The following is a 25,721-nucleotide window of genomic DNA, read 5'->3' as shown; positions in this document are numbered from 1 at the left end:
CCGCCCCCGTACGGGACAATGGCCGGGTGCTGGAGATGACGCGCGAACAGTTCGAGGAGCTGGTGAGCCAGGCTCTGGACCGGATCCCGCCGGAGCTGACACGGCTGATGGACAACGTGGCGGTGTTCGTCGAGGACGAACCGGAGCCCGGCGACCCCGATCTGCTCGGGCTCTACGAGGGCACCCCCCTCACCGACCGGGGCGAGTGGTACGCCGGGGTGCTGCCGGACCGGATCACCATCTACCGGGGGCCGACGCTGCGGATGTGCGAGACGCAGGAGGACGTCGTCGCGGAGACCGAGATCACCGTCGTCCACGAGATCGCCCACCACTTCGGCATCGACGACGAGCGGCTGCACGCCCTGGGCTACGGGTGAGCGAGCGGGCCCCGCGGGAGCTGCCCGAGCCCGGCCCGCCCGCCGCCCCGCAGGGCCGGGTGCTGGCGGCGGTCGCGGCCGGCGGCGCGCTCGGCGCGCTCGCCCGCTACGGGGTCCTGGTGCTGTGGCCCGGCGCGGGCGGCTTCCCGTGGACGGTGTTCGCCGTCAACGTGAGCGGCTGCGCCCTGATCGGCGTGCTGATGGTGCTGACCGTCGAGCGGGGCCGGGTGACCCACCCCCTGGTGCGGCCCTTCCTCGGCGTCGGCGTGCTCGGCGGCTTCACGACCTTCTCGACGTACGCGGCCGGCGTCTCGGACCTTCTCGTGCGTCAGGAGGCCCTGACCGCCCTGGCGTACGCGGCGGCGACGGCGGTGGCCGCGCTCGGGGCGGTGTGGGCGGCGGCCGCGGGGACGAGAACCTGGCTGGACCGGGGGCCTCGGGGCCGCCGGGGCCCTCGTGACTTCCGGGGCTCCAATGGCTTCCGGGGTTCCCGGGGTTCCCGGGGTTCCCGGGGCTCCCGGGGCGAGGGGCGGGCCGCGTGAACTGGCTGCTGGTGGCGATCGGCGGGGCGGTGGGCGCGCCGCTGCGCTATCTGACGGACCGGGCGGTGCAGGCGCACCAGGGGCCGGGCGTCCCGTACGTCTTCCCGTGGGGCACCTTCACCGCGAACACGGCGGGCAGTCTGCTGCTCGGGCTGCTGACCGGCGCCGCGGTGTCCTCCCCGGCGCACGCCCTGCTGGCGACGGGCCTGTGCGGGGCGCTGACGACGTACTCGACGTTCTCGTACGAGACCCTCCGCCTGGCCGAGACGGGCCGGACCTTCCTGGCCGCGGCCCATGTCCTGGCATCGCTGCTGGCGGGCCTGGGCGCGGTGTTCCTGGGGGCGGAACTGACGGGTGGGTGGCGGAACTGACGGGTGGGTTCGGGGGCCGGGACACGCCCTGAGGGCCGGCCCGCCGGCCCCGGCGGGCGGGGTGCTCGGGCCTGGTGTCCGGGCCGTTCGACAGCCGTCGAGCGCGCTCGTCCGGCGGGTGCCGGGCGTGGTGTTCCGGGGTCGCTTCGCCGGTCGTCGCGCGGGCGGGTGGCGTTTCGGGCGTGTCTCCGGCGGGGTCGGGGGAGTTGGGCACGGTGCGACGCCGTACCGCTCGCTCCTGTTCCCGTTCCTCGCTGCTGTTCCCGCTCCGCCCCCGCGCCGGGCTCTCCGCTACCGCCCTGCGCCCCCGCTCTCCGCCCCCTCGCCCCGGAGGTGCCACTCGTGCGCCAGTTGTCCGCCCCTGTCCGCTGGGCAGCCGTCACCGCGCTGACGATCGCCGCGTCCACCGGCTGTATGAGCGTCGGCGAGGACGGTGCCGGGGCGCCGGGGCCCTCACGGTCCGTCGGCCCGAAGGGCTCCGCCGCCGACCCGGCCGGGGACACGGTTCCCGGCTCCGGACGGACCGGAGGGCGGGTCGGGGGCCGCGTCGGAGGCGTCCACCCCCACTCGGACCGGGCCGTTCCCGGGAGCGGCCCGAGCCCGGACGCCTCCGGTGCCGTGCCGTCGGCCACCCCCGAGGACCCGCGCCCCGAACCGGCCGCGCCCCTGCCCACCCGGGGCGGCCCCCCGCCCTCGCCGACGCCCTCGGCGCCGGGGCCGGGGGAGCCGCCGCCGACCACCCCGGAGCCGCCGTCCTCGCCGACGCCGGACCCGGACCCGGAGCCCGAGCCGGAGCCCACCGATCCACCGGAGCCGGAGCCCTCTGCCTCGCCCGCCGCGCAGCTGCGGGCCCATGCGATGAGCGGACCGGAGGCCGCCCGGCCGTTGCGGACTCCGGAGGCATCGCCGCAGGTGGGGCCGGTTTAGCCGGGGGTCTCCGGGGGCTGGTTTGCGCAAAGTGGGTGAGAGTGCGTATGGTTATAGATCGTTTGATCCCATTGCCCGGCGCCGACACAGAAGAGCGCCGTGTGGCGCGTACTCTCCCTTGCCGTGGCTGGACCGCATTGAGGCGGTCGAAATTGCGAATCACGGAGTTATGGGCGCGTGCCGAGACTCCGGAAGGTTTCGCATTTCGCATGTCAATTTCCAGTTCTGACCGCACCGTCATGCCCGAGAACGTCGACAGCGCCGAGCTCGTCGAGCTCGTCGAGGCCGCTGTGACCGAGGCCCCCGCCGGCGCGACCGCCCCGGCCGCCGAGAAGACCGTCGTCGCCGAGCAGGCCCCGGCCGTCGAGACCGTCGTCGTCGAGAAGTCCGTCGCCGACTTCATCACCGACGTGACCGCCGACACGCAGGCCGACCCGCAGGCCGAAGCCCCCGCCGAGCAGATCGCCGCTCCCGCGGCCGAGATCGCGGACTCCGCCGAGGAGATCGCCGACGAGGCCGACGCCGAGCCGGCCATCACCTTCGGCTCCCTGGGTCTGCCCGAGGGCATCGTCCGCAAGCTCGCGCAGAACGGTGTGACCGCCCCCTTCCCGATCCAGGCGGCGACCATCCCGGACGCCCTGGCCGGCAAGGACATCCTCGGCCGCGGCCGTACGGGCTCCGGCAAGACGCTCTCCTTCGGTCTGCCGCTGCTGGCCTCGCTCTCCGGTGGCACCACCGAGAAGAAGAAGCCGCGCGGCATCATCCTCACCCCGACCCGTGAGCTCGCGATGCAGGTCGCGGACGCGCTGCAGCCGTACGGCGACGTGCTCGGCCTCAAGATGAAGGTCGTCTGCGGCGGTACGTCGATGGGCAACCAGATCTACGCGCTGGAGCGCGGTGTCGACGTCCTCGTCGCCACCCCGGGCCGGCTGCGCGACATCATCAACCGCGGCGCCTGCTCCCTGGCGAGCGTCCAGGTCGCCGTCCTCGACGAGGCCGACCAGATGTCCGACCTGGGCTTCCTGCCCGAGGTCACCGAGCTGCTCGACCAGATCCCCGGTGGGGGGCAGCGGATGCTCTTCTCCGCCACCATGGAGAACGAGATCGGCACGCTGGTCAAGCGCTACCTCTCCAACCCGGTGACGCACGAGGTCGACAGCGCCCAGGGCAACGTCACGACCATGTCGCACCACGTCCTCGTCGTGAAGCCGAAGGACAAGGCGCCGGTCACGGCCGCCATCGCCGCCCGCAAGGGCCGCACGATCATCTTCGTCCGCACCCAGCTGGGCGCCGACCGCATCGCCGAGCAGCTCATCGAGTCCGGCGTGAAGGCCGACGCGCTGCACGGCGGCATGACCCAGGGCGCCCGTACGCGGGTCCTGGAGGACTTCAAGAAGGGTTACGTCAACGCGCTCGTCGCGACCGACGTCGCCGCCCGCGGTATCCACGTCGACGGCATCGACCTGGTCCTGAACGTGGACCCGGCCGGTGACCACAAGGACTACCTGCACCGCTCGGGCCGTACCGCCCGCGCCGGCAAGTCCGGTGTCGTCGTCTCGCTGGCGCTTCCGCACCAGCGCCGCCAGATCTTCCGCCTGATGGAGGACGCGGGCGTCGACGCCTCGCGCCACATCGTCCAGGGCGCGGGCGTCTTCGAGCCCGAGGTCGCCGAGATCACCGGCGCCCGTTCGCTCACCGAGGTCCAGGCCGACTCCGCGAACAACGCCGCCAAGCAGGCCGAGCGCGAGGCCGCCGACCTGACGAAGCAGCTGGAGCGCGTCCAGCGCCGCGCCGTCGAGCTGCGCGAGGAGGCCGACCGCCTGGTCGCCCGCGCCGCGCGCGAGCGGGGCGACGACCCCGAGGCCGCGGTGGCCGAGGTCGCCGCCGAGGCCGAGGCCGCCCTCGCGGCAGCCGCCTCCGTGCCGGAGCAGCCGGCCGCCCGTGACGAGCAGCGCCGCGACGAGCGGGGCAACTACGAGCGCCGCGACAACCGCGGTGGCGACCGTGGCGGCTACCGCGGCGGCAACGACCGTCGTGACGAGCGCCCCTCGGGTGGTTTCCGCTCCGGTGGCGGCGGCGACCGTCGGGACGACCGTGGTGGCCGTTCGTTCGAGCGTCGGGACAACGACCGTCCGGCGTTCAACCGTGACCGTCGTGACGAGCGCCCCTCGGGTGGTTTCCGCTCCGGTGGCGGCGGCGACCGTCGCGACGACCGTGGTGGCCGTTCGTTCGAGCGTCGGGACAACGACCGTCCGGCGTTCAACCGTGACCGTCGTGACGAGCGCCCCTCCGGTGGCTTCCGCTCCGGCGGCAGCGACCGCCCGTTCAACCGTGACCGTCGCGACGACCGCCCCTCGGGCGGCTTCCGCTCCGGCGGCGCCGGCGACCGCCCCACCGGCCGTCGTGACGACCACCGCGGCGCCAACACCGGCACCAACACCGGCACCTTCGGCCGCCGCGACGACAAGCCGCGCTGGAAGCGCAACGGCTGACCCCCGCCCGGCCGACAACCGGGCCGGCTGACCCCCGCCCGGCCGACAACCGGCCGAGCAGGTCCGCCTGACAGACCGGCAGGGCCCGTACGCCACCGAACCGACTCGGTGACGTACGGGCCCTGTTGCTGTCCTGGTGCCTCGGATTTCACCGCGCTCGTATGATGTTCCCGTGGTGTGGAGATCCTGTTAAGATCCGCACACTCGTGTGGGGGGCACCGCCGGGGAGCGAGCCCGGGTCTTCCACGCTGGCCTCCGCCGACCGTTGCCGAGCGATCGCGTCCCCCCGCGCCCACTGTCTTCCACGGGAGGAACCCGAGTGGCTCAGCGTGCCCTCACGAACGGCGTCGTCGCCGCAGCACTGGTTCTGTCGGTCACCGCGGGGCTGGGACCGATGGCCGCGGCCGCGGCCGCGACCCCGGCTCCCGCGAACGTCCCGGCGGCTCTCGCGGCGCCCGCCGCGACGGCGGACCCGGTGGTCATCCCGCCCGCGATGAGCAACTTCGTACAGCCGTTCAACTTCGCGGCCGTCGGCCGGCAGCGCGGCGCCGACGGAGCCGGAGCGGCCGGCGTCTTCCACCGGGTGTCCGGGCCGCCGAGCGGCTATGTCTGGACCCGCTTCTCCGACGGGCGGATCTTCCCCGCCGGCCCGTCCGGAACCGCACCGGTCGACAAGGTGCACGGCACGGGCACGGACACGATCGTGTACCAGCGGGGGAACACCTTCGAGCTGCGGGACATGGCGGCCGGCACCACCCGCACCCTCACGCTCCCGGACGGGCTGCTCTTCTCCGGCGTCTTCGGCCGTACGGTCGTCGCGGTCAGGATCGCGCCGGCCGCCACGGGCGACACGCCCCGCGCGGCGGACGAGGCGCATCTGCTGGACGTACGCGAGGACGGAACCGTACGGGACCGCACGGTCGAGGGCCTGCCGGCCGACACCCGCCTGCTGCACGCCGACTCGGCCGTGGCCGGGGACAGCACCTCCGTGGCCCTGCGTTACGCAACCGGCGGCGCCGCCACCCTGGCACTCGTCGACGTGGCGGGCGCGCGGGTCGACCAGCGGCTCGGCGCGGGGGTCAAGTCCTCGGGGAACGCGTTCGTCCTCTCCCCCCGGCACCTCCTTTTCTACATGGTGGGCACCACCGGGACGACCATCGGCGTGCTGCCCCGGTCCGACCTCGGCGGCACCCCGCGGACGATCACCTCGGTGCCGCCCGCCGACCGCTACTTCTCCTCCCTGCGCGTCGTCGGTGACTGGCTGATCCACAACCGGGGCAACAACTTCCCCCTCATGGCCACACCGCTCGACGGCGGTGCGCCCCGCGTGCTGCTGAAGGCCGCCAAGAAGGACATCGCGGCCGCCGAGGACGGCTCGGCGATCGTCGTCGGCGGGGCGAGCAGCCAGGGGGACGACCGCGCGTGGGGCGCCCACCGCATCACCGAGGGCCCGGGCGGCGTTCCCCTGCTGGAGCGCGTGATCGACCTCGCCCCGCTGCCGCAGAAGATCCAGGGGATCGGCCTGTCCGGCGGGCGGCTCACCGTGGCGGACAGCCAGGTCTCCAACGTCCGGAGGGCCACGGTGCGCACCCTGAGCCTGTCGGGGACGCCGTCCTACGGGCCGCAGGTCCCGGCCCGGATCACGTTCCACACCGCGTGCGGGCCGGAGGACCCCGACTGCCACGCGATGTTCGGCGCCCTCGACGGCGGTGTCACTTTCCTCGCCCGCCGGGAGAGCGCCTCCGGCGACGAGGTGCGCTCCTCCGAGGGCAGCTCCTTCGTCACCGGCGCCTCCGGCGGCACCCTCACGGACGCCGACGGGCAGTATGCCGTCTACACGAACGAGGCGGCGGGCGTACAGACCGTCTACCGGGCGTACGGGCCGGAGAAGATCCTCACCCGCAAGCCGGTCGCGTCCGCCCTGTGGGAGCAGACCCTGTGGAGCGCGGCGGAGAAGCCGGGCACCGTGACGGAGACGGTCCTGGCGACGGGCCGCACACGGCAGACCGTCGACCTGGGCACCGGCTGCGCACCAAGCGAACTCCAGGCGCTGGGCCGCTGGCTCTACTGGTCGTGCGGAGCATCCGGCCCGGCCGGGGTGTACGACCGGACGACGAAGAGGTCGTTGCCCGTCCCCGCCGACGAGGCCCTGCTCGGCGACGGCTACCTGGTGCGTCATGACAAGGCCGCCGGGAAGCTGGTCCTGAGCGACCTGGTGACCGGCATCGGCACGGGTACGGCGCCGGAGCGGGTCGTCGGTGACCTGCCGGCGACCGCGAACGCGCAGCGGCGCGTGGCGTGGACGGTCGACAAGCGCGGCGGGAACGTCGCGTACGTGGACGCCGGCCAGCGGGTCCACGTGGTGCCGACCGGTGTGCCGGCGCAGGCGCTGGGGGTCCATGACGAGCGCTCGGAGAGCTGGCCCTCGGAGGAGAGCGGCCACTGGGCCTACTCCGCCCGGCTCTCCCGGCCCGTGGCTTCCTGGAAGGCGCAGCTCGTCGACCGGCGGACCGGCAGGACGGTCCGTACGCTCACCGGCGGCGAGGCCCGTGACGTCCTGACGGTCGACTGGGACGCCCGGGACGGCAGCGGCCGGCTCGTGGTCAACGGGACCTACGGCTGGACGCTGACGGCGCAGCCCGCCGACGGCCACGGCCCGGCCCTGACCAGGTCCGGCAAGGTGAGGCTCACCCACGCGGCCCCCGCCTGGCGGGACTTCGGCGGCCGGGACGCCCTCGGCGACCTCTTCGTGGTGGTGGAGGACCGGAGCCTGGGCATGCGCCGGGGCAAGCTTCCCGGCACGGTCGGCCCGTACACCGGCTACTTCGGCATCCTCGACGCTCCCGCCACCGGCATCGTGCCCACCGGCGACCTGCGCGGCGACCGCTGCAACGACTACCTGGTCGTGAACAGCGACGGCGCCCTGTACCGGCTCGACGGCACGTGCGACGACGACGGTCAGTACGGCTTCCTCCACGACCCGGCGAAGATCGGGACGGGCTGGAAGGCGTACGACGTGTACTCGCCCGGCGACCTCAACGGAGACGGCGTGGCCGACGTGCTGGCCCGTCAGAAGTCCACCGGTTCCCTCTACCTGTACGCGTCGGACCGGGCGGGCAAGCTCAAGGCCGGTGTCCTGATCGGCACGGGCTGGAAGGGCCTCACGGTCGTCGGAGCCGGGGACCTGACGGGCGACGGCATCGGGGACGTCCTGGCCCGTGACTCCTCCGGGGTGCTGTGGCGGTACGCCGGCACGGGCGCCGGAAAGCTGGCCGGCAAGCAGCGGATCGGCTCCGGCTGGAACACGTACAACGCGATCGCGGCGGTCGGCGACATCACGGGCGACGGCAGGAACGACCTGTTCGCCCGGGACAAGGCCGGGGTGCTGTGGCGGTACGAGGGCAGGGGCGACGGGCTGTTCGCCCCCCGCGAGAAGCTCAGCCCCGGCTGGCAGGGCTACCTCTCGCTGTTCTAGCCGCGGGCCGGGCCCCGGTGTCGCCACCCGGCGGGTGGATCCCGGCGGCGGGGTCCCGGCGAGTGGATCCGCCGGGGCCCGGCGTCCGGCGGCGCCGTGCCGGGACGCGAATCGGATACCGCCTCGGCCGCCGGGCCGGGGGCGGCTATGCTCGTGGAGTGATCTCCCAGGGGCCGTTAGCTCAATTGGTCAGAGCAGCGGACTTTTAATCCGTTGGTTGTGGGTTCGAGTCCCACACGGCCTACCTCTCGGCCCCAGGTCAGAGCGTTTTCTCTGGCCTGGGGCCACTGCTAGTTCGGGTTCATTTCGGGCAGATGCTCCACCCAAGCTCCATCGAAGTGCAAACGATCACACGAAGCAGCCCCCGCCTCGCGCGAGAGGCAGGGGCTGCGGTCGATCTGGGCGGGCTACGCCTCGGGCTCGGCGGGGATCACGAACCCCCGCGCCGGCCGGGGCTCCCGCGGGTCACGCGAGTCCGGTTCCTGCCCGGCCCTCCACGCGGCCACCAAGTCCGCGTACCGCGGGTCGATCCACTCCTGCGCCATGAGGCACCTCCTGCCCAGCAGGCTAGCCCTTCGGCTTCGGGATGATGACGATCGTGCAGTCCGGGGCGTGCTGGCACTTCGCCGCCACCGACGTGAGAGTCTCGTCCGACGGCGGCCCCCACAGTTCCGCGTCAGCGACGTACCCCAGATCTGCGATGGCCTGGCGGGTGCGGTCCAGGATCTCCGGGTCGTAGTTCGTCGGGTCGTACCCGGGAAAGTGGTGGACGAAGTTCCCGTCGAGCTCCTCGCACAGCTGCGCGTACATCGCGGTGTGGAGCAGCAGGGCGTGCCATCCCTCATCCACGATGCGCGACGGGGCCAGGCCGACGCCCGGGTTGCGCGAGCAGGCGGCCACGAACTTCAGCCCCTCCTCGACGATCCGGCCGGCCATCTCCTGGGACATGTCGGGGTTGGCGTCCATGACGGTGCTGCGGCAGCTGGTGAACCGCTCGTCGGGGATGAGCCCGCGGGCGATGACGGGTAACTGGCCTACGCTCATGGTGATCTCCTTCTGTCGGTTGGGGATCGCCCGCCCGGCCGCGGTCCTTCCAGGGAATGCGCGGCCGGGCGGGAGTCTGTGGGCGGTGCGGCGTGCCAGAGCAGGGTGATGCCGTGCTCGGGGCAGTGGACGCCGGTGTCGTCCTCGACGGGGAACTCGTGCGCGCCGCCGTCGGCGAAGCACGTCGTCACCGCGCGGTCGTCTTGCACTCGGGGCACTCGCAGGCGGGGAACTGGTGGGAGGCCTCCGGCTGTTCGAGGGGCACGACCTCCGTCTCCTCGCGCACGATCCGGGTGTGGCCCTCGCGGTCCACCTCGTACACCTTCATCGTCATCGCCATGGCTCTCTCCGCGTCGCTTGCGGCTTCCGTCGCCATCACAGAGTCGTCCGATGCACGTAACCGCGGGATGACCAGCGGGGGTTACCTAGGCGGTAATACACTCGTTGGCGCTCCAGTAAGGCGCCTGCGCGTGCATAGGATCGCAACGGAAGTCAGCCCATGGATGCCGCCACCCCCGGCCTGCTCAGCCCTGATGTGCTCGACAGAGCAGACGTCCGGGCAGCACTCATCGAGCACGACTTCGCCGCCGTCTTCGCACTGATCAAGAAGTGGGGCGGGCTCTCCCAGAACCGCATCGCGTCTGCCTGCCAGCTCACCCCCGGCAAGGTGTCCACGATCACCAGCGGGTCCCAGCGCGTCACCAGCTTCGACGTCATCTGCCGAATCGCCGACGGCCTCCACATCCCCGGCGGCCTGCTCGGCCTCGCACCGCGCCCCTGGGAGAGCGACCACACCACAGCACCGCACGACCAGCCAGAAGCTCCAGGCGACCGGCCAGACACAGACGAGATCCCGTGGCGGCCCGACGCCACCGTGAGTCTGGCCACCCGCCTCACCAGGAGTGATCTTGTGATGGACCGAAGGGCCCTCACCCTCGCCCTCGCCGGTGCCGCGGTAACCGGCGCCGCGCTCCTCGACAGCCTCGAAGGATGGCTCGCCCCGGCCGCCCACGTACCAACGCAGCGCCGCCCCGGCCGCCTCGGCATACGAGAAGTCGAGGAACTGGAAACCACCGCGCGCGCCTTCCGCCACTGGGACCACCAGTACGGCGGCGGCCTCCGAAGGAAAGCTGTGCTCGGCCAGCTCGCGGAAGTCTCCGGCGCCCTTGACGACCACCAGGCCCCGGCCGTGACGAACCGGCTGTACCGCGTCATGGCGCAGCTGGCCGGCACCGCAGCGACCATGGCGTGGGACTCCGGACTGCACCGGCGCGCGCAGGACTACTACCGCCTCGCCCTGCGAGCCGCCCACGCTGGCGGCGACGTCGTCTTCGGGGCCAACGTTCTGGCTGGGATGGCCCGGCAGATGCTCTACCGCGATCGTGCCGACGACGCACTCCAGCTGATCCACCTCGCCCAGGAGGGCGCCCGCGACGTGATCGGCCCCCGGGCTCGTGCCATGCTCCACACCCGCGAGGCCTGGGCGTATGCCGCGCAGGGGCGCATCGCCGGATTCCACCGGGCCACCGCCAAGGCGGCCGAGGAACTGGCCGGCGCCGCCGGGCACACCGACGAGCCGTACTGGATCGCCTACTTCGACGAGGCCGAGCTCGCGGGCGTCACCGGGGGGCGACTCCTCGACCTCGCGCGCGCCGACCCGCGCCGCCACGCCGACCAGGCTGCGGCCAGGATCCGGGCCGCCTTAGCGTCCCGCGGCGCAGAAGCAGGGCGCTCCCACGCGCTCGACCGGATCGGCCTGGCGGAATGCCAGTTCCTCGCCGGGGACATCCAAGGCGCGGCCACAGAGACGGCCTTGGCGGTGCAGGCCGCGCGCGGCACACAGTCAGGGCGTGTCCGCACACAGCTGGGGCAGCTGTACCCCTACACCGTGGGACACAGCGCGTCGAGGCCGGTGCGCGAGGCGCGCGATAGTATCCGCGACCTGCTGTCGAGCTGAGGAACGGGCACATGACGACACTCGCCGTGACCGGGCACATGGACCTGACCGAGGAGAGCGTGCCGCTGGTGCGCGCTGCGCTGCGTGAGCTGCTCGCCGAGTACAGCGAGGACCTGACCGGGGTGTCGTGCATTGCTGCGGGTGCGGACAGCCTCTTCGCGGAAGAGGTCTCTGCCATCGGCGGGCGCCTGATCGCGGTAATCCCTTCCGAGGACTACCGAGCTGCCAAGGTGAAGCCGGCCCACGCTGCTGTCTTCGACCACCTTATCGAGACAGCCGAGCACGTCGTGACTCTGCCGCATGCGACTGCGGGCCGGGCTGCCTATGAGTCGGCGAACGCCGAGCTGCTGCGCCGGGCGGACCGCCTCGTAGCCGTGTGGGACGGCAGGCCCCCTTCGGGCAAGGGAGGCGGCACCGCCGACACCGTGGAGCAGGCCCGGGAAGCTGGTCTGCCCGTGGACGTGATCTGGCCGGCGGGAGCCACTCGACGCGTGTGAATCCGGGCGCACATCGCTTCGCTGTGCGTGGGCTCTCGCGTACCTGCCAGCCCGAGGGCCTCAGGCGCGGCTGCCGGTGAGGGTGGCGTAGACGACGACGTTGTCGGCGTAGCTGCTGTCCGCATCGGAGTAGTCGCCGCCGCAGGTGATCAGACGGAGCCCGGCGTGGTCGAGGTTGCGGTAGACCTCGACGGTCGGGAACGCGTCCTTGGGATACACGGCGGTCCGGTCGACGGTGAACTCGGCCGTGCGGCCGTCCGCGCGACGGACGGCGATGCGGTCGCCGGGGTCGAGCGCGGCGAGCTCGAAGAAGACCGCCGGTGCGCCGTCCCAGGTCACGTGGCCCGCGATCACCGCCGGCCCCATGGCCCCGGGCGTCGGGCCGGGCGTGTACCAGCCGGCTTTGTCCGGGTCGCGCGGGGTGTCCATCGCCCGGTTCTCACCGAGTCCCAGGTCCTCCAGCGTGGAGTCGAGCTTCAAGGACGGGATCGTGATCCCGACGGGTCGCGAGGAGGGCAGGGCGGCTACGGGCCGCCTGTTCCGGTCTCCGCCCCCGATCCCCTTCTCCGGTGGCGCGGACGTCCCCGCGTGGGGCGGGGGCGTCCGGCCGGCCGGGGCCCCGGAGCTTTCCTTGTCCGCCGCCGGGGGCGGGGCGGGCTGCTGGCGGCCGGTTCCCAGGACCAGCAGCAGCCCGCCGATCAGGAGAAGGGCCGCGACGGCGGCGGTGAGCCCGAAGGTCCGCCGCCGCCCGGGGGGTGGCGTGGGCCCGTCGCCCGGGTCCGTCGCGTTCATCGGGGTCACCTCTTCCTGGTCGCTGCCGTGGCGGAGCCCGATCGGGCGGGGCGGGGCGGGGGTCGGTCGCGGCGCCCGCCGTCGGCTGGGCCGGACCGGTCAGGTGTTGTGCCGGGCGTCGGCCGGGCCGGACCGGTCAGGCGTCGTGCCGGGCGTCGGCCGTACGGGTCCGGCGGCGTACGGCGAACAGTCCGCCGGCCGCGAGCATGGCGGCGCCGCCCGCAGCCAGGAGCCCCGGCGACTCGACGCCCTCCGTGCTGCCGCCACCGGTCTCGACGCCGCCGGCCGGCATGGAGCCGACGGCCGCGCCCTTGACCATGCCGCAGTTGGCCGGAGCGGTGGCCTCCTGGGGAAGCTTCGGGTCGAGCTCGCTCTTGCCCGCGCCGAAGTCGTACGTCCCGTCGTCGTTGCGGTCGATGCCGTGCTGCACGACGTGCAGGTCCTTGAGGTGGTCCGCCACGTCCTGCGGGACGGTGATCGTGCGGGAGTAGGTCAGCTTGCCGTCCTTGTCGGCGACGGGCATCCGGTCCACCGCGAGGCCGCTCTTCTTGGACGTATCGCCCTTCGTCGTCAGGGAGATGTTGATGTCCCCGTACATCGGCAGGCCCTCGGCGGTGGTGACGATGCCGTCGCCGTCCTTGTCCGCGCTCTTGTCCGGGCAGCGGAAGTCGTGGCCGTCGGTGGAGCCGTGGATGTGCTGGGCGTGCGGCTGACCGGGGACCAGCCCCTGTGCGTCGATCTTCACGGTCAGCTGGTCGCCCTCCAGGCTGACGAGGGCGGCGCCACTGGCGCCGGAGTCGTTCAGCTGCTCCAGGTCGATCTGGTACGTGTCGCCCTCGGCCGCCTTCGTGGTGCCGGCGGGGTGCCCCTCGTGCGCCAGGGCGGGCCCGGCCACCCCGAGGGTGAGCGCGGTGGGCAGGACGAGCAGTGCGGCGAGGCGAGTTGTACGGCGGGCTATCACGAAGACGCATCCCCTTCCGGAAGTTCCGGCGCGGGCCGGAACGACGTTCGGTCGCTGATGTCGTCTATTCGGAGCCGTGACCCGGATGGATTGGCCCGGGCACGACAAACATCCGCAGCCTCCGTCCGCCGCGGGGCCGGTCAGGCGGGGACCTCCGCCGCCTTGGGCTCGATGGAGCGACGTTTGACGAGCAGCACGACGATCAGGACCACCTGGAGGACGATGATCAGCGCCATGCCCAGGGACGCCTGGGGCTCCTCGCCGACGAGGTTGGAGAAGAGACTGGTGTCCCACAGCCCGTGGACGAGCATCGGCAGCAGGATGACGCCGCCGACGCGGAGGCACAGGTAGAAGAAGTAGCCCGACGTGGAGACGACGAGGGCCTGGAGGATCGCCTGCGCCCCCGCCCCGATGGCGTTGCTGACGTGTACGAGGCCGAACACGAGCGAGGAGTAGAGGGCGACCTTGCCCTCGGTGAGCCCGGCCCGGCGGAGGACCTGCACGCCGACGCCCCGGAACATGAGCTCCTCGCCCACGCCGACGAACACGCCCAGCAGGAGCAGGGAAGCCACCAGGGAGGCGCTCTGGTCGCCGAGGTGACCGTAGTTCAGACCGAGCAGGGCGACGGCCAGCATGGAGACCGGCACCCAGCGTACCCAGCGGCGAACGGGTGCCCGGTAGCGCAGCACCTCGCCCCACCAGCCGAGCCAGGTCACGACGGCGGCGGCGAACACGATCGACGCCCCGATCGGGATCAGCGCGTTGCGTACCAAGGACTCCGTGGTGGGGAACGTGCTGTCGGAGGAGCTGGTGTCGACGCCGATCAGCAATCCGAGGCCCTGAATGATGCCCGCGTACACGACGACGACCACCAGGAACCACGGCCACGTCAGCCCTCGCCCCGGCCGACCGCCCCGTATCCCGTCCGTCACGCCTGTTCCGTCCCGCACCACGTCACCCTCTTCTCCGATGGCGAGAGCACCCCCGCCGCTCCGCCTGTCCCAGCGACCCGGTCGGCTGTGGACTGACGCAAAGATCCCATGCGGAACAGGGCAAAAGCCATGGTGGATCCCCCCGAGGGCGGTGCCCCGGGCCCCACCCCGGAGGAGCTCCGCCGTAATTGGTCAGAGTCGTGCCGGGAATGCCGTAGAGTTGTGTTTACCGACGCGGGGTGGAGCAGCTCGGTAGCTCGCTGGGCTCATAACCCAGAGGTCGCAGGTTCAAATCCTGTCCCCGCTACTGAAGGCCCGGGCCCGGCACGCACAGCGTGCCGGGCCCGAGTCGTTTTTCTGGCGCCGTGATGGTGCGGCTTGACCTTGACGCAGCGTAAAGATCTAGCGTTTCCGGCATGGAGTGGTCCATTCAGGAAATCGCCCGACAGGCCGGCACCACGAGCCGCACGCTCCGGCATTACGGAGACGTCGGTCTCCTCACGCCGAGCCGGATCGGGAGCAACGGCTACCGCTACTACGACCAGGACGCCCTCGTCCGGCTGCAGCGCATCCTGCTGCTGCGGGAGCTCGGTCTCTCGCTGCCCGCCATCAAGGACGTGCTCGCGGGGCAGCGGGACACGGCGGTGGCGCTGCGGGCGCATCTGCGGCTGCTCGAACAGGAGCAGACGCGCATCGGGCGGCAGATCGCCTCGGTGCGGACCACTCTCCACAAGACACAGGAGGGGATGGAACTCATGGCCGATGAAGTGTTCGACGGATTCGATCACGAGGCCCACGAGCAGGAAGTCACCGAGCGCTGGGGCCGGGACGCGTACGAGGAGGGCGACCGCTGGTGGCGGTCGCTCGGGGACGAGCGGAAGAAGGCGTTCCAGGACGAGCACGAGGCCATCGCGCGCGCCTGGGGCCGGGCCAGGGAGTCGGGGCTCGCCGCCGACGGGGCGGAGGCGCAGGACCTCGCGCGGCGGCACTGCGCCTGGCTGTCCTCGGCCAAGGCGCCCAGCCGTTCGTACGTGATCGGGCTCGGCGAGATGTATGTCGCCGACCCCCGCTTCGGAAAGAACTACGATCGCTACGGGGACGGCACCGCCGCCTTCGTACGGGACGCACTGACGGTATACGCGGAACACCGGCTCTCCGACTGACTACGGAAGGCCGGACCTCCGCCCGCCTTCCCCCTATTCGGCCGATGCGGAGTAGCCGCTCGGCGCGGCTCCGGGAAGCCTGGGCGGGGCGCGGTACCGTCCGCAGCCGTGGGTGGACCGGGCAGGAGTGCACAGGTGGGGATGGCCGACGAACGGCGCAGTGCCACGGCGGGGAGTTTCGACGCCGTGGGCCGGGTGGTGTTCGGGTCCCGCGAGGGGCAGCTGACGTCCGACGGGCGGCGCACCGGGCGGTTGGTCCGGCTGCTGCCTGCCCTGCTGATCCTCGGCGGGCTGGTGCTCGACTCGCTGACTCCGCCCAACTTCACCGCTGTTCCGCTGTTCGTCGCGGCCCCGCTGATCGCCGCGCCGTTCTTCTCGAAGTCCCGGACCGTCCGTACGGGGATCGCCGCGGTCCTCTCCGTCATCGCGATGCGGCTCTCCGACGGGACGACCACCCAGGTGGTCCCGATCATCGAGCTGATCACCGTGCTCACGGCCTCGGTGCTGGCCCTCGTCATCAACGGCGTCGTGCGGCGCGGCAACGAGCAGCTGGCCTCGGCCCGGGTCATCGCGGAGACCGCCATGCGGGCCGTGCTGCCGACCCCGGCCGAGCGGATCGGCGGACTCCAGGTGGCCGCGCGGTACGAGGCGGCCCAGGCGGACGAGTTCGTGGGCGGCGACCTGTTCGCCGTCGCGGACACCCCGTACGGAGTGCGCCTGGTCGTCGGCGACGTACGCGGCAAGGGGCTGGACGCCGTCGAGGCGGTGGCGGTGATCATCGGGGCGTTCCGGGAGGCGGCCGAGCAGGAGCGTTCGCTGGAGGGCGTCGCGCAGCGGCTGGAGCGGGCGCTGGCCCGGGAGGGGACGCGGCGGTACGGGCTGGACGCGATGGAGGGGTTCATCACCGCCGTGCTGGCCGAGATCCCGCCCGGTTCGGCCTCGTTGCGCATCGTCAACCGCGGTCACCCCGAGCCGATCCTGCTGCACGCCGACGGCGCCCTGGAGGTGCTGGCGCCCTCGGTGCCCGCCATGCCGCTGGGGATGGACCTGGGGGTGTGGCCGGACCGGTCCGACGAGTGGGCGATGCCCGCCGGGGCGACGCTCCTCGCCTTCACGGACGGCCTGTCCGAGGCGCGGGACCCGAACGGGGTCTTCTACGATCCGGCGGCCCGGCTGCGCGGCCGGATCTTCCCCGGCCCGGAGGAGCTGTTGTCGGCGCTGACGGACGACGTACGGCTGCACACCGGCGGGCGGACCACGGACGACATGGCGCTCATCGCGGTCGGCCGGCCGGCGGAGGGGCAGCCCGTGCCCCGGACGACGGTGAAGATCGTGGGCCGGGTCGACGACGCCGGACGATGACGCCGGACGATGACGCCGGGATCATGACGCCGGGCGACGACGCCGAGCGATGACACGGTGCGTAATCGAGGGGCACCGCTCCGCATAACATTTGACACACCGTCAGAAAAAGTGGTGTGGCTGAGCGGTGGTCAAGTCGCCCGATTGCGCCCGGTTGTCACCCGTACATCCCCGCCATGTTCGTTAATGATCAACAGGAACAGCTTGGAATAGGGCCCGTCCGTCTATTAACGTTCGATAACGCAGCGCGGTCGTCACAGCCGTCGTCAGAGACGGCGCCGCGCGCGAGCGCCGAATTCCGCAAGGGAACCGGGGAACCACCTACATGGGGTGAATCGGACGCCTGCGTCTCGTGAGAGACGGAGGGGCCCGTAGGAGACCTTCCTGCTCCGAACCCGTCAGCTAACCCGGTAGGCGAGAAGGAAGGAAAGGAGTGCGCCCACGTGGCGTCCAACAAGCCTGCCCCTGAGGCCCCGTCACCCTTCAGTGCCGACACCTTCGGTGGCGAGGAGCGCACCTGGGAGGAATGGAACCCCACCGCGGAGTCCATCCGTCCCGTGCGCGGCAAGCACCGCGTGGCCAAGCAGCGTGGTCTGGCCCGTAGCTCCACCGTCCTCGGGGTCGGTGTCATAGCGGCTGTCGGTGCCGGCGGCATGGCCACCGCGCAGGACAAGGCGCCGGTCTCCATCTCTCTTCCCGATTCCATCGTGGACAACCTCCCCGACGCCAAGTCCCTTCCCGGCGTCGGGTCTTTGATGTCCGACGAGGCGGAGCCCGTCCCGGTCGCCGCCTCCGCGCCGCTCACCACCGCCGGCCTCACCACCGCCGAGGCCGAGCAGGGCACCGACGCGGGCGAGGCGCTGCGCGCCCGGATCCTCCAGCAGGCCGAGCAGCAGCAGGCCAGTGCCGACGCCGAGGCCAAGGCCGCCGCCGAGAAGGCAGCGGCCGAGAGCGCCGCCGCCGAGGCCAAGAAGCAGCAGGACGAGGCCGAGGCCGAGGCCGCCGCGAAGAAGAAGGCGGCGAAGGAAGCGGCGGAGAAGAAGAAGGAGGCCGAGCGGCTCGCCAAGCTCGCCGCCAGCTTCTCCCTCCCCACCTCCTCGTACACGATCAGCTCGACCTACGGTCAGTCCGGCGCGCTCTGGTCCTCGGGCCAGCACACCGGCCTCGACTTCGCCGGGTCGGCCGGTGCGCCGCTCAAGGCCGTGCACAGCGGCACGATCACGTCGGCCGGCTGGTCGGGCTCGTACGGCTACCGCACGGTCCTCGAACTCGAGGACGGCACGGAGATCTGGTACGCCCACCAGTCCTCGATCGAGGTCTCCGTCGGCCAGAAGGTCACCACCGGCCAGACCATCGGCCGCATGGGCGACAGCGGCAACGTCACCGGTGTCCACCTCCACCTGGAGGTCCGCACCGCGGGCGGTTCCGCGATGGACCCGATGGCCTGGCTCAACAGCAAGGGCCTGAACGTCTGACCTCCCGGCCCCGCGGCTGACGTCCTTCGTCACCGCCCCGCAACCCCGGCAGCCCTGACGCACACCCCCCGACGTCAGGGCTGCCGGTCTGTCCGGGACCGTACGGTCCGGGGAGGGTACGGTCCGGCGGGCGACGGAATACCGTCCCCGCCCCGGCCCGTTGAACCTCCACATGACTTCTCCGCGCACTCTCGGCACCTCCGACCTCCAGGTCTTCCCCCTCGCCCTCGGCGGCAACGTCTTCGGGTGGACGGCGGACGAGGACCAGTCCTTCGCCGTCCTGGACGCGTACGTCGCGGCCGGCGGCAACTTCATCGACACCGCCGACGCGTACTCGGCCTGGGTCGAGGGCAACGAGGGCGGGGAGTCGGAGACCGTCATCGGCAAGTGGCTCGCCTCCCGCTCCAACCGGTCCGACATCGTCGTCGCCACCAAGGCCGGCGCCCACCCCGACCACCGCGGCCTGGCCGCCGGCACCCTCAAGGGCGCGGCCGAGGCGTCGCTGCGCCGCCTCGGGACCGACCACATCGACCTCTACTACACGCACTTCGACGACGAGACCGTCCCGGTCGAGGAGATCATCGCCGCCCTCGACCAACTGGTGAAGGACGGCAAGGTGCGGCACATCGCCGCTTCCAACATCAGCCCCGAGCGCCTGCGGGCCTCCCTCGACTTCTCCGAGCGCGAGGGCCTCGCCCGGTACGTCGCGCTCCAGCCGCACTACAACCTGGTCTCCCGCGACACCTACGAGGGCGATCTCCAGGACACCGCGGCCCGCGCCGGCCTAGCCGCCGTCCCGTACTACGCGCTCGCCTCCGGCTTCCTCACCGGCAAGTACCGCCCCGGCACGAACGTGGAGAGCGCCCGCTCCGCAAAGGCGGGCGGCCATCTGGAGTCGGAGCAGGGCCTCAAGGTGCTCGCCGCTCTCGACCGGGTCGCCGGGGAACGGGGCGCCGAGATCGCCACGGTCGCCCTCGCCTGGCTGGCCGCACAGCCGACCGTCGCCGCCCCGATCGCCTCCGCCCGTACGGTCGAGCAGCTTCCCGCCCTCGTCGCGGTCGCCGACCTGCGGCTGACCGACGGCGAACTCGCCCTGCTCACCGAGGCGTCGGCCTGACGGAGCTGGCCGCCGCCGGACGCCGCCGCCGGACGCCGCCGCCGTTCGCGGAGGCCGAAGCCGTGGGTGTGGCCGTGGCTCTGGCTCTGGTTACGTCGGCGGGCGGCGGTGGCTGGGTGGTGCGCTGCCGTACGGCTGGGGCGGCGGGTAGGCGGCGGGGCCGTATCCCGGTGTGTGCCCGTGCGGCTGCCCGTATCCGGGCGTGGGGCCGGGGCTGTGCCCGTGCCCGTGCCCGTGCCCGTGCCCGTACCCGTACCCGTACCCGTTTCCGTTTCCGTTTCCGTACGGCGTCGGCATGGGGTGTCCGTGGTGGCCGCGGTGGGCGCCCGGGCGGGCCGTCAGGAGAGCCGCGTGGGCGAGGGCCGGGGCCGCGAACTCCCGGCGCTGCCAGAGGTGGTGGAGCAACTCCCGCTCCCGAGCGCCGAAGTCCGGGCCCACCGCGCCGTGGCGGGCCCGGCGGCGCAGCCCCGCCAGGGAGGTCGCGAACGACTCGTACTCCGCGACCGCGCGGGCCGCCGCCCGGCCCCGCGTCCGGTCCGGCTGCCAGTGGCGGGCCAGGTCGCGGGCCATGCCCCGGGCCCGCATGGAGGAGAGCGCCGACGGCTCGGCGGGGGTGAGCCAGCCGGCCGCCGCATAGGCGGGCAGCTCGGCCGCGAGAGCCCGCAGCTCCCGCTGGCGCGACCAGATCGCCAGCCAGGTCACCAGGCCGAACGCCGGGACCATGACGATCCCGTACACCGCGTAGAAGCCGTACGGGCCGAAGGACGACGAACCGTTCCACAGGGCGTGCAGACCCATCGCCAGCAGCAGCCCGAGCAGCGGCAGGGCGATCCTGCGGACCCGGTGGCGGCGGGCGCTGACGGCCGCGAAGCCGAAGCCGAGGCCGGTGAGGACCGTGAACAGGGGGTGCGCGAACGGCGACATCACGATCCGCACGAAGAACGTCCCGGCCGTCACCGAGGCGAACCCGGAGCTGCCCAGCTGCTGGTCCTCGCCGAAGGCGTTGCCCAGATAGAGGATGTTCTCGGTGAACGCGAAGCCCGTCGCGGTGAAGCCGGCGACGACGACGCCGTCCACCACCCCGCTGAACTCCCGTCTGCGGAACAGGAAGATCAGCAGCACGGCCGCCGCCTTCGCGCTCTCCTCGACCACGGGGGCGATCACCGTCGCCCCCAGGGTGTCGGCGCTCGCCGGATCAGCCGTCGCGGTGGCTATCCAGCGCGTGGCGAACGAGTTGGCGATGATCGCGACGAGTGCGGCGGCGCAGGCGCCCCAGGCGAAGGAGAAGATCAGATTCCGCCAGGGGCCCGGCTCGACCCGGTCCAGCCAGCGGAACGCCGCCATCAGCAGCGGGACCGGCAGCACCGCCAGACCGAGGCCGACCAGGAACCCCTCCGGGCCGGTCTGTTCGCGGACGAGGGCGAGGATCACCAGCCCGCACAGCACGAGCGCCACGATCACGGCCCCGGCGCGGAACACCTTGCTGCGCCACACCATGCCGACGCGGCGCGGCCGATAGCGCGCTCGGCCGCGCTCCGGTGCGGCGCCCAGGACCTCGTCGAGCCGCCGCTCATGGAGGACCGGGACGGCGGGTCGCGCCTGCTGATGCTGCACGGAGGGGTCGGACACCTCTCGACCCTAACGAGGAGCACTGACACCCGGCGACGGCGCATCCGGCCAGGACGTGACCGCACACGGTGTGTCAGACGCGGGCGAACAGCAGGTCGTGGACGACGTGCCCCTTGTCCAGACCCTGCCCCTCGAAGCGGGTGAGCGGCCGGAACGCGGGGCGCGGGGCGTATCCGCCGTCGGCCGCGGTGTTCGCGAAGCGGGGGTGCGCGGTGAGCACCTCCAGCATCTGCTCGGCGTACGGCTCCCAGTCGGTCGCGCAGTGGACGACGGCGCCGGGCTTCAGCACCGGGGCCACCAGGTCCAGGAACTCGGGCTGGATCAGGCGCCGCTTGTGGTGCCGGGCCTTGGGCCAGGGGTCGGGGAAGTAGACCCGCAGGCCGTCGAGCGACTCGGGGGCCAGCATCTCGCGCAGCAGGATCACCGCGTCGCCGTTGGCCACCCGTACGTTGGTCGAGCCGGCCTTGTCCGCGAGGCCCAGCAGATTGCCCTGGCCGGGGGTGTGGACGTCGACCGCGAGGATGCCGGTGCCCGGGTCGTCGGCCGCCATCTGCGCGGTGGCCTCGCCCATGCCGAAGCCGATCTCCAGGACGACGGGCAGACCGTCGAACATCTCGGCCAGGTCCAGGACGCGCTGCCCGTCGATGTCCAGGCCCCACTGCGGCCACAGCCGCTCCAGGGCGTCCTGCTGGCCGGTCGTGACGCGGCTGCGGCGCGGCTGGAAGCTGCGGATCCGGCGCTCGTGGTGCGAACCGGCGGGGTCGGCGGCGGGGCCGCCGGGGAAGCGGGGCTCCTGGCGCAGCCGGCGCGCGCGCTCGAAGGAGGCGGCCCGCAGCGCGGCGGCTTCGTCGGCCGAGACGTCGGTCGCGGCGTCGGCGAGCGCTTCGGTCGCGGCGTCGGCGAGCGCGTCGGCCGCGGTGGAGCCGGCCCGCGTGGAGCCGGCCCGCGTGGAGCCGGCCCGCGTGGAGCCGGCCCGCGTGGAGCCGGTCGGCACGGTGCCGGTGGGTGCCGTGTGGGGCGCGTCGTCGCCGGGCGCTTCGGTGGGGGCGGGGTTCAAGGGCTGCTCAGACACAATGACCGGATTCTACGGCGGGCGGCTTCCACCCCGCCCCCTGAGCCCGGCGCAGCGCGAGCCGTGCCACCTCCCGGCCGATGGGCAGGCACGCCGTCGCGGCGGGCGACGGAGCGTTGAGCACGTGCACGGTGTGCGGGGCCTCGCGGATCAGGAAGTCGTCGACCAGTGTGCCGTCCTTCAGCACCGCCTGGGCGCGGACCCCGGCGGGCGACGGGCGCAGGTCGTCCTCGGTGACGGCGGGCAGCAGCCGCTGGACGGCCCGGGTGAAGGCGGACCGGGACAGCGAGCGGTGCACCTCGCCCGCCCCGTACCGCCAGTGTCTGCGGGCGATGTGCCAGGTGCCGGGCCAGCTCAGCGTGGACAGCAGTTCGGCGGGGCGGACCTGGGGCCAGGTGTATCCCTCCCGGGCCAGGGCGGGGACCGCGTTCGGCCCGACGTGGACGGAGCCGTCGAAGCCCCGGGTGAGGTGGACGCCGAGGAAGGGGAACGCCGGGTCCGGCACCGGGTAGACCAGGCCGCGCACCAGCTCGGGGCGGGCCAGCGTGTAGTACTCGCCGCGGAACGGCACGATCCGCACCCCCGGGTCGTCCCCGGCGAGAGCGGCCACCCGGTCGCTGTGGAGGCCCGCGCAGTTGACCAGCACCCTGGCCCGGACGACCGTGCCGTCCGCCGTGCGCACCGCGACGCCCCAAGGGCGCCGGTCTATCGCGGTGACCTCCGCGCCGTACCGCACGATGGAGCCGGCGGCGGTGACCTCGGCGGCGAAGCGCCGGGCGACGGCGGTGAAGTCGCAGACGCCCGTCGTGCCGACCCGGATCGCCGCGAGGCCCCGGATCTCCGGCTCGTACTCCGCGATCTGGGCGGGGCCCAGCTCCCGCACGGGCAGTCCGTGCTCGCGGCCGCGCTGCACCAGGCCGTGCAGCCGGGGCAGCTCGGAGCGCTCGGTGGCGACGATGAGCTTGCCGGTGGTGGCGTGGGCGATGGAGTGCTCGGCGCAGAAGTCCGCCAGCTCGGCTGAGCCGCGCAGCGCGTACCGGGCCTTGAGGGAACCGGGGCGGTAGTAGATGCCGCTGTGGACCACGCCGCTGTTGCGGCCGGTCTGGTGGCGGGCCGGGCCGCGCTCCTTTTCCAGGACCGTCACTCTGGTGCCCGGCGCGGACCGCAGAAGCGCGTACGCGGTCGACAGACCGACGATCCCGCCGCCGATCACCAGCACATCGCAGTCGTACGCCGCGTGCGTCATCATCACGCCACCTCCCACCCCGATAGTGCACTGACCCACTGACAACCGGCTCAAACCCCAGCCGGGCAGGGCGTGGCGCACACTCCGCCCGGCGGGCCCCCGGAGCGGGTCCCGCCGGGCGGCCTCCGTCGCCCGGTTCGGCCCGGTTCAGCCCGGTCAACGCTGGGCAGCCCGGTTCAGCCCAGTTCGGCCCGGTTCTGCGCCGGTGAGCCCTGCTCACCCCGGTTCTGCGCCGGTCCCGCCGTTCAGCCCGGCTCGGGGCGCTGGTCACCCCGGGGTGACCAGCAGCGGGCGGGCCCGTTCCCGCAGCTCGGCGACGCGGGGCTCGTCCCCGTACGGCTCCAGGCGGTGGAGCAGATCGCGCACGTACTCCGTGGTGCGGGCCGAGGAGATCCGGCCGGCGACCTCCACCGCCCGGGTGCCCGCCGCGCAGGCCGCGTCCAGATTGCCCGACTCCAGCTCGGCGACGGCGGAGACCACGAGCCGCAGGCCGTGGCTGCGGACGAACTCCTCGGTCGGCCGGGACAGCGCCTGTTCGGTGAAGCGCCGCACCTGCCGGGGCGCCTTCAGGTCGCGGTAGCACTCGGCGGCGTCGGCGGCGAACCGGTCGTAGCCGTAGAAGCCGAGCCAGGGCGGATCGGAGTCGCCCGCCCGGGACCGCTCCAGCCAGCTCTCCGCGCCCTTGAGCGCGGCACCCGCTGCCGCCGCGTCGCCGGCCTTCGCATGGGCACGGGCCTCCACCAGCCGGAAGAAGCTCATGGTCCGGGCGGTGGCGAGACCGCGGTTGCGCTCGACGGCGGCCTGGGCGAGGTCGACTCCCTCGTCGGCGAAGCCCCGGTAGGTCGCCTGGAGGGACATCGAGGCGAGGACATAGCCGCCGAGCGGGACGTCCGCGGCGGCCCGGGCCAGGCGCAGGGCCTGGATGTAGTAGCGCTGGGCGGCCTCCTGCTGGCCGGTGTCGAAGGCCATCCAGCCGGCCAGCCGGGTCAGCTCGGCGGACGCGCCGAACAGGGCCCGTCCGACCTCGTCGGTGTACGAGCCGAGGAGCAGCGGTGCGGCGTCGACGCGTAAACACTCGGGAACCATGGAGGAGCGCCAGTCGCCCCCGCCGTACTTGGAGTCCCAGCGCCGGGCGTCCTGCGCCGCCTCGCGCAGCTTCGACACATCGCTGTGCCCGACCCGCAGCGGTGAGGCGTCCGCCACGGACTCCGGGCCGGGCTGGAGCGGGACGGAGCCCGCCGCGCCGGGCGCGGAGCCGCCGGTGTGGAGGATCTGTGCGCCCCGGGCGTCAGGGGCGGCTCCCGGCCCCCGGGCGCCGGCCCCGCCGGGGCTCCCAGGTCCGCCGCCGCGCGCCACGAGGACGGCGGCCCGCGCCGCCGTCGGGTCCCGGGCCACCGACGGATCGGCGGGGGTTATCAGCCAGCGCGAGGCGGGCGTCGCGTAGGCGCTCACGGAGAACGATCCCGCCAGGGACTGCCAGATCCCGCCGCCGCCGCGCCGCCCGGCCAGATCCAGCCGGTACAGCTCGGTCGCCGACCGGACCGCCTCACCCACGTCCCGGGGGAAGGCCAGGCCGACCTCCGGGGCCGGGTCCGCGTCGGCGAGACCGATCTCGTGCAGCGGGACCGGCCGGCCGAGCTTGGCCCCGATCGCCGCGGCGATGAGATGCGGCGCCGCGCCCTGCGGCACCATTCCCTTGGCGACCCACCGGGCCACCGAGGTCTTGTCGTAGCGAAGTGTCAGACCGCGCTGTGCTCCGAGGTCGTTGACCCGCCGGGCGAGCCCGGCGTTACTGATTCCCGCGAGGGCGAGAACCGTGCCGAGCTTCTCGTTCGGCCCGCGTTGCTCCCTGGACATGCGCCACCCCTCGACACACAGACAGCCGCCGCGTCACCGAGGACGGCGCGCGGCATTCGTACCGATGCCTCCCCAGGTTCGAACCTCCGTACTCCGCCTGCACACGCATGTGGCCGAGCCCCGAGGAATATGCCCCCCTGCTGAGAACACCAGTAAACACAGCGTAGTTCTCCCTATCCCTACCGTTAAGGGGCAGACGTCCGGATGGCGGGATTGTTGTCCGTGCGGGCGGTCCGGGCCGCCCGGGCGGCGGCGCGCGGGCCGGGGTGCGGCGTGCCCCCGGCGTGTGGCCGTGCGCCCGGCCGTGCGCTCTGGCCCGGCGATCGCCGGAACGCTTGTCTGGGACCTGCGTGGGTCGGCCCGCTGCACTGGACTCAGTGGGCTGGGGGAAACCGCCGTTCCATTCCCCGCGGGCGGTGGACCGGTCCGGGAG

At 73.0% G+C, this 25,721-nt stretch carries 22 protein-coding genes, 2 tRNA genes and 1 riboswitch; of the genes, 14 read left to right on the top strand and 10 right to left on the bottom strand.

Translation table 11 applies throughout. The features are described 5' to 3' along the window. Positions 1 to 26 precede the first annotated feature (26 nt). From D581_RS0110115 to D581_RS0110085, 7 genes are all read left to right on the top strand, one after another. Positions 27 to 377, top strand: coding sequence for a metallopeptidase family protein (locus D581_RS0110115; RefSeq protein ID WP_012380216.1), 351 nt, complete (start codon positions 27 to 29; stop codon positions 375 to 377). Continuing rightward, positions 374 to 919, top strand: a complete 546-nt coding sequence (locus D581_RS0110110) for a FluC/FEX family fluoride channel (protein WP_018957125.1) — start codon at positions 374 to 376, stop codon at positions 917 to 919. The genes D581_RS0110115 and D581_RS0110110 overlap by 4 nt, the downstream gene beginning before the upstream one ends. Next, positions 916 to 1,290, top strand: a complete 375-nt coding sequence (locus D581_RS0110105) for a fluoride efflux transporter FluC (RefSeq protein ID WP_018957124.1) — start codon at positions 916 to 918, stop codon at positions 1,288 to 1,290. The genes D581_RS0110110 and D581_RS0110105 overlap by 4 nt, the downstream gene beginning before the upstream one ends. 342 nt (positions 1,291 to 1,632) lie before the next feature. Continuing rightward, a complete protein-coding gene (locus tag D581_RS0110100; RefSeq protein WP_018957123.1) occupies positions 1,633 to 2,217 on the top strand; it encodes a hypothetical protein in 585 nt (194 codons plus the stop codon). Positions 2,218 to 2,456: 239 nt separating this feature from the next. After that, a complete protein-coding gene (locus D581_RS0110095) occupies positions 2,457 to 4,709 on the top strand; it encodes a DEAD/DEAH box helicase (protein ID WP_018957122.1) in 2,253 nt (750 codons plus the stop codon). A gap of 319 nt (positions 4,710 to 5,028) precedes the next feature. Further along, complete coding sequence (locus D581_RS0110090; protein ID WP_018957121.1) at positions 5,029 to 8,184, top strand: FG-GAP repeat domain-containing protein; 3,156 nt, start codon at positions 5,029 to 5,031, stop codon at positions 8,182 to 8,184. A 170-nt stretch (positions 8,185 to 8,354) separates the two neighbouring features. After that, positions 8,355 to 8,428: transfer RNA gene (locus D581_RS0110085), tRNA-Lys, on the top strand. Between the two features lie 163 nt (positions 8,429 to 8,591). On the opposite strand, the gene D581_RS1000000141605 is transcribed toward D581_RS0110085, so the two are convergent. The 3 genes from D581_RS1000000141605 to D581_RS1000000141600 all read right to left on the bottom strand — a co-directional run bounded on the left by D581_RS1000000141605 (position 8,592) and on the right by D581_RS1000000141600 (position 9,568). Beyond that, positions 8,592 to 8,729 (bottom strand): hypothetical protein, encoded by a 138-nt coding sequence (locus D581_RS1000000141605; RefSeq protein ID WP_018957120.1) that lies wholly within the window; start codon positions 8,727 to 8,729, stop codon positions 8,592 to 8,594. Between the two features lie 22 nt (positions 8,730 to 8,751). Then, complete coding sequence (locus tag D581_RS0110075) at positions 8,752 to 9,228, bottom strand: hypothetical protein (protein WP_018957119.1); 477 nt, start codon at positions 9,226 to 9,228, stop codon at positions 8,752 to 8,754. Between the two features lie 187 nt (positions 9,229 to 9,415). Then, positions 9,416 to 9,568, bottom strand: a complete 153-nt coding sequence (locus D581_RS1000000141600; protein ID WP_018957118.1) for a hypothetical protein — start codon at positions 9,566 to 9,568, stop codon at positions 9,416 to 9,418. A gap of 159 nt (positions 9,569 to 9,727) precedes the next feature. Here D581_RS1000000141600 and D581_RS0110065 point away from each other — a divergent pair, with 159 nt between their 5' ends. Together D581_RS0110065 and D581_RS0110060 are read left to right on the top strand one after the other, a co-directional pair. After that, on the top strand, positions 9,728 to 11,185 hold the full coding sequence (locus D581_RS0110065; RefSeq protein WP_018957117.1) for an NsdA family TPR-like regulatory protein: 1,458 nt from the start codon (positions 9,728 to 9,730) through the stop codon (positions 11,183 to 11,185). 11 nt (positions 11,186 to 11,196) lie between these two features. Then, positions 11,197 to 11,682, top strand: a complete 486-nt coding sequence (locus D581_RS0110060; RefSeq protein ID WP_018957116.1) for a hypothetical protein — start codon at positions 11,197 to 11,199, stop codon at positions 11,680 to 11,682. Positions 11,683 to 11,742: 60 nt separating this feature from the next. Here the strand turns inward: D581_RS0110060 and D581_RS0110055 are convergent, their stop codons facing one another. The 3 genes from D581_RS0110055 to D581_RS0110045 form a co-directional block, all read right to left on the bottom strand. Further along, positions 11,743 to 12,474, bottom strand: a complete 732-nt coding sequence (locus tag D581_RS0110055; RefSeq protein WP_018957115.1) for a class F sortase — start codon at positions 12,472 to 12,474, stop codon at positions 11,743 to 11,745. Positions 12,475 to 12,610: 136 nt separating this feature from the next. Continuing rightward, the gene (locus D581_RS0110050) at positions 12,611 to 13,435 is read right to left on the bottom strand and encodes a hypothetical protein (protein WP_018957114.1); all 825 of its coding nucleotides are present in this window, start codon (positions 13,433 to 13,435) and stop codon (positions 12,611 to 12,613) included. Between the two features lie 140 nt (positions 13,436 to 13,575). Continuing rightward, complete coding sequence (locus tag D581_RS0110045; protein ID WP_018957113.1) at positions 13,576 to 14,367, bottom strand: CPBP family glutamic-type intramembrane protease; 792 nt, start codon at positions 14,365 to 14,367, stop codon at positions 13,576 to 13,578. Positions 14,368 to 14,600: 233 nt separating this feature from the next. On the opposite strand from D581_RS0110045, the gene D581_RS0110040 reads away from it, so the two are divergent. From D581_RS0110040 to D581_RS0110020, 5 genes are all read left to right on the top strand, one after another. Then, a tRNA-Met gene (locus D581_RS0110040) sits at positions 14,601 to 14,674 on the top strand. A gap of 109 nt (positions 14,675 to 14,783) precedes the next feature. Continuing rightward, complete coding sequence (locus tag D581_RS0110035) at positions 14,784 to 15,530, top strand: MerR family transcriptional regulator (RefSeq protein WP_018957112.1); 747 nt, start codon at positions 14,784 to 14,786, stop codon at positions 15,528 to 15,530. 141 nt (positions 15,531 to 15,671) lie between these two features. After that, positions 15,672 to 16,892 (top strand): PP2C family protein-serine/threonine phosphatase, encoded by a 1,221-nt coding sequence (locus D581_RS0110030; RefSeq protein WP_018957111.1) that lies wholly within the window; start codon positions 15,672 to 15,674, stop codon positions 16,890 to 16,892. Positions 16,893 to 17,171: 279 nt separating this feature from the next. Next, a riboswitch (cyclic di-AMP (ydaO/yuaA leader) is annotated at positions 17,172 to 17,324 on the top strand. A gap of 11 nt (positions 17,325 to 17,335) precedes the next feature. After that, a complete protein-coding gene (locus D581_RS0110025; RefSeq protein ID WP_018957110.1) occupies positions 17,336 to 18,367 on the top strand; it encodes a M23 family metallopeptidase in 1,032 nt (343 codons plus the stop codon). A gap of 172 nt (positions 18,368 to 18,539) precedes the next feature. Next, positions 18,540 to 19,484: an aldo/keto reductase gene (locus D581_RS0110020; protein ID WP_018957109.1), complete on the top strand. Its 945-nt coding sequence runs from the start codon at positions 18,540 to 18,542 to the stop codon at positions 19,482 to 19,484. 90 nt (positions 19,485 to 19,574) lie between these two features. Here D581_RS0110020 and D581_RS0110015 read toward each other — a convergent pair whose 3' ends face one another. The 4 genes from D581_RS0110015 to D581_RS0110000 all read right to left on the bottom strand — a co-directional run bounded on the left by D581_RS0110015 (position 19,575) and on the right by D581_RS0110000 (position 25,288). Then, complete coding sequence (locus D581_RS0110015) at positions 19,575 to 21,113, bottom strand: PrsW family intramembrane metalloprotease (RefSeq protein WP_018957108.1); 1,539 nt, start codon at positions 21,111 to 21,113, stop codon at positions 19,575 to 19,577. 73 nt (positions 21,114 to 21,186) lie between these two features. Then, positions 21,187 to 22,185: a tRNA (guanosine(46)-N7)-methyltransferase TrmB gene (gene trmB / locus D581_RS0110010; protein WP_026290377.1), complete on the bottom strand. Its 999-nt coding sequence runs from the start codon at positions 22,183 to 22,185 to the stop codon at positions 21,187 to 21,189. Continuing rightward, on the bottom strand, positions 22,178 to 23,434 hold the full coding sequence (gene lhgO / locus D581_RS0110005) for an L-2-hydroxyglutarate oxidase (RefSeq protein ID WP_018957107.1): 1,257 nt from the start codon (positions 23,432 to 23,434) through the stop codon (positions 22,178 to 22,180). The genes trmB and lhgO overlap by 8 nt, the downstream gene beginning before the upstream one ends. A 264-nt stretch (positions 23,435 to 23,698) precedes the next feature. Further along, entirely contained in the window at positions 23,699 to 25,288 is a 1,590-nt protein-coding gene (locus D581_RS0110000; protein ID WP_018957106.1) for an NsdA family TPR-like regulatory protein, read from the bottom strand. Between the last annotated feature and the right edge of the window lie 433 nt (positions 25,289 to 25,721).

The sequence above is a fragment of the Streptomyces sp. CNB091 genome (assembly GCF_000377965.1).
Note: the sequence above shows the minus strand (reverse complement) of the source record. Positions and strands in the feature narration are given on the sequence as shown.

Coding starts and splice junctions, on each gene's coding strand:
- D581_RS0110060 (WP_018957116.1), top strand. CDS start 11,197: ATGACGACACTCGCCGTGACCGGGCACATGGACCTGACCGAGGAGAGC.
- D581_RS1000000141605 (WP_018957120.1), bottom strand. CDS start 8,729: ATGGCGCAGGAGTGGATCGACCCGCGGTACGCGGACTTGGTGGCCGCG.
- D581_RS0110030 (WP_018957111.1), top strand. CDS start 15,672: ATGGCCGACGAACGGCGCAGTGCCACGGCGGGGAGTTTCGACGCCGTG.
- lhgO (WP_018957107.1), bottom strand. CDS start 23,434: ATGATGACGCACGCGGCGTACGACTGCGATGTGCTGGTGATCGGCGGC.
- D581_RS0110095 (WP_018957122.1), top strand. CDS start 2,457: ATGCCCGAGAACGTCGACAGCGCCGAGCTCGTCGAGCTCGTCGAGGCC.
- D581_RS0110055 (WP_018957115.1), bottom strand. CDS start 12,474: ATGAACGCGACGGACCCGGGCGACGGGCCCACGCCACCCCCCGGGCGG.
- D581_RS0110000 (WP_018957106.1), bottom strand. CDS start 25,288: ATGTCCAGGGAGCAACGCGGGCCGAACGAGAAGCTCGGCACGGTTCTC.
- D581_RS1000000141600 (WP_018957118.1), bottom strand. CDS start 9,568: ATGGCGATGACGATGAAGGTGTACGAGGTGGACCGCGAGGGCCACACC.
- D581_RS0110075 (WP_018957119.1), bottom strand. CDS start 9,228: ATGAGCGTAGGCCAGTTACCCGTCATCGCCCGCGGGCTCATCCCCGAC.
- D581_RS0110035 (WP_018957112.1), top strand. CDS start 14,784: ATGGAGTGGTCCATTCAGGAAATCGCCCGACAGGCCGGCACCACGAGC.
- D581_RS0110065 (WP_018957117.1), top strand. CDS start 9,728: ATGGATGCCGCCACCCCCGGCCTGCTCAGCCCTGATGTGCTCGACAGA.
- D581_RS0110020 (WP_018957109.1), top strand. CDS start 18,540: ATGACTTCTCCGCGCACTCTCGGCACCTCCGACCTCCAGGTCTTCCCC.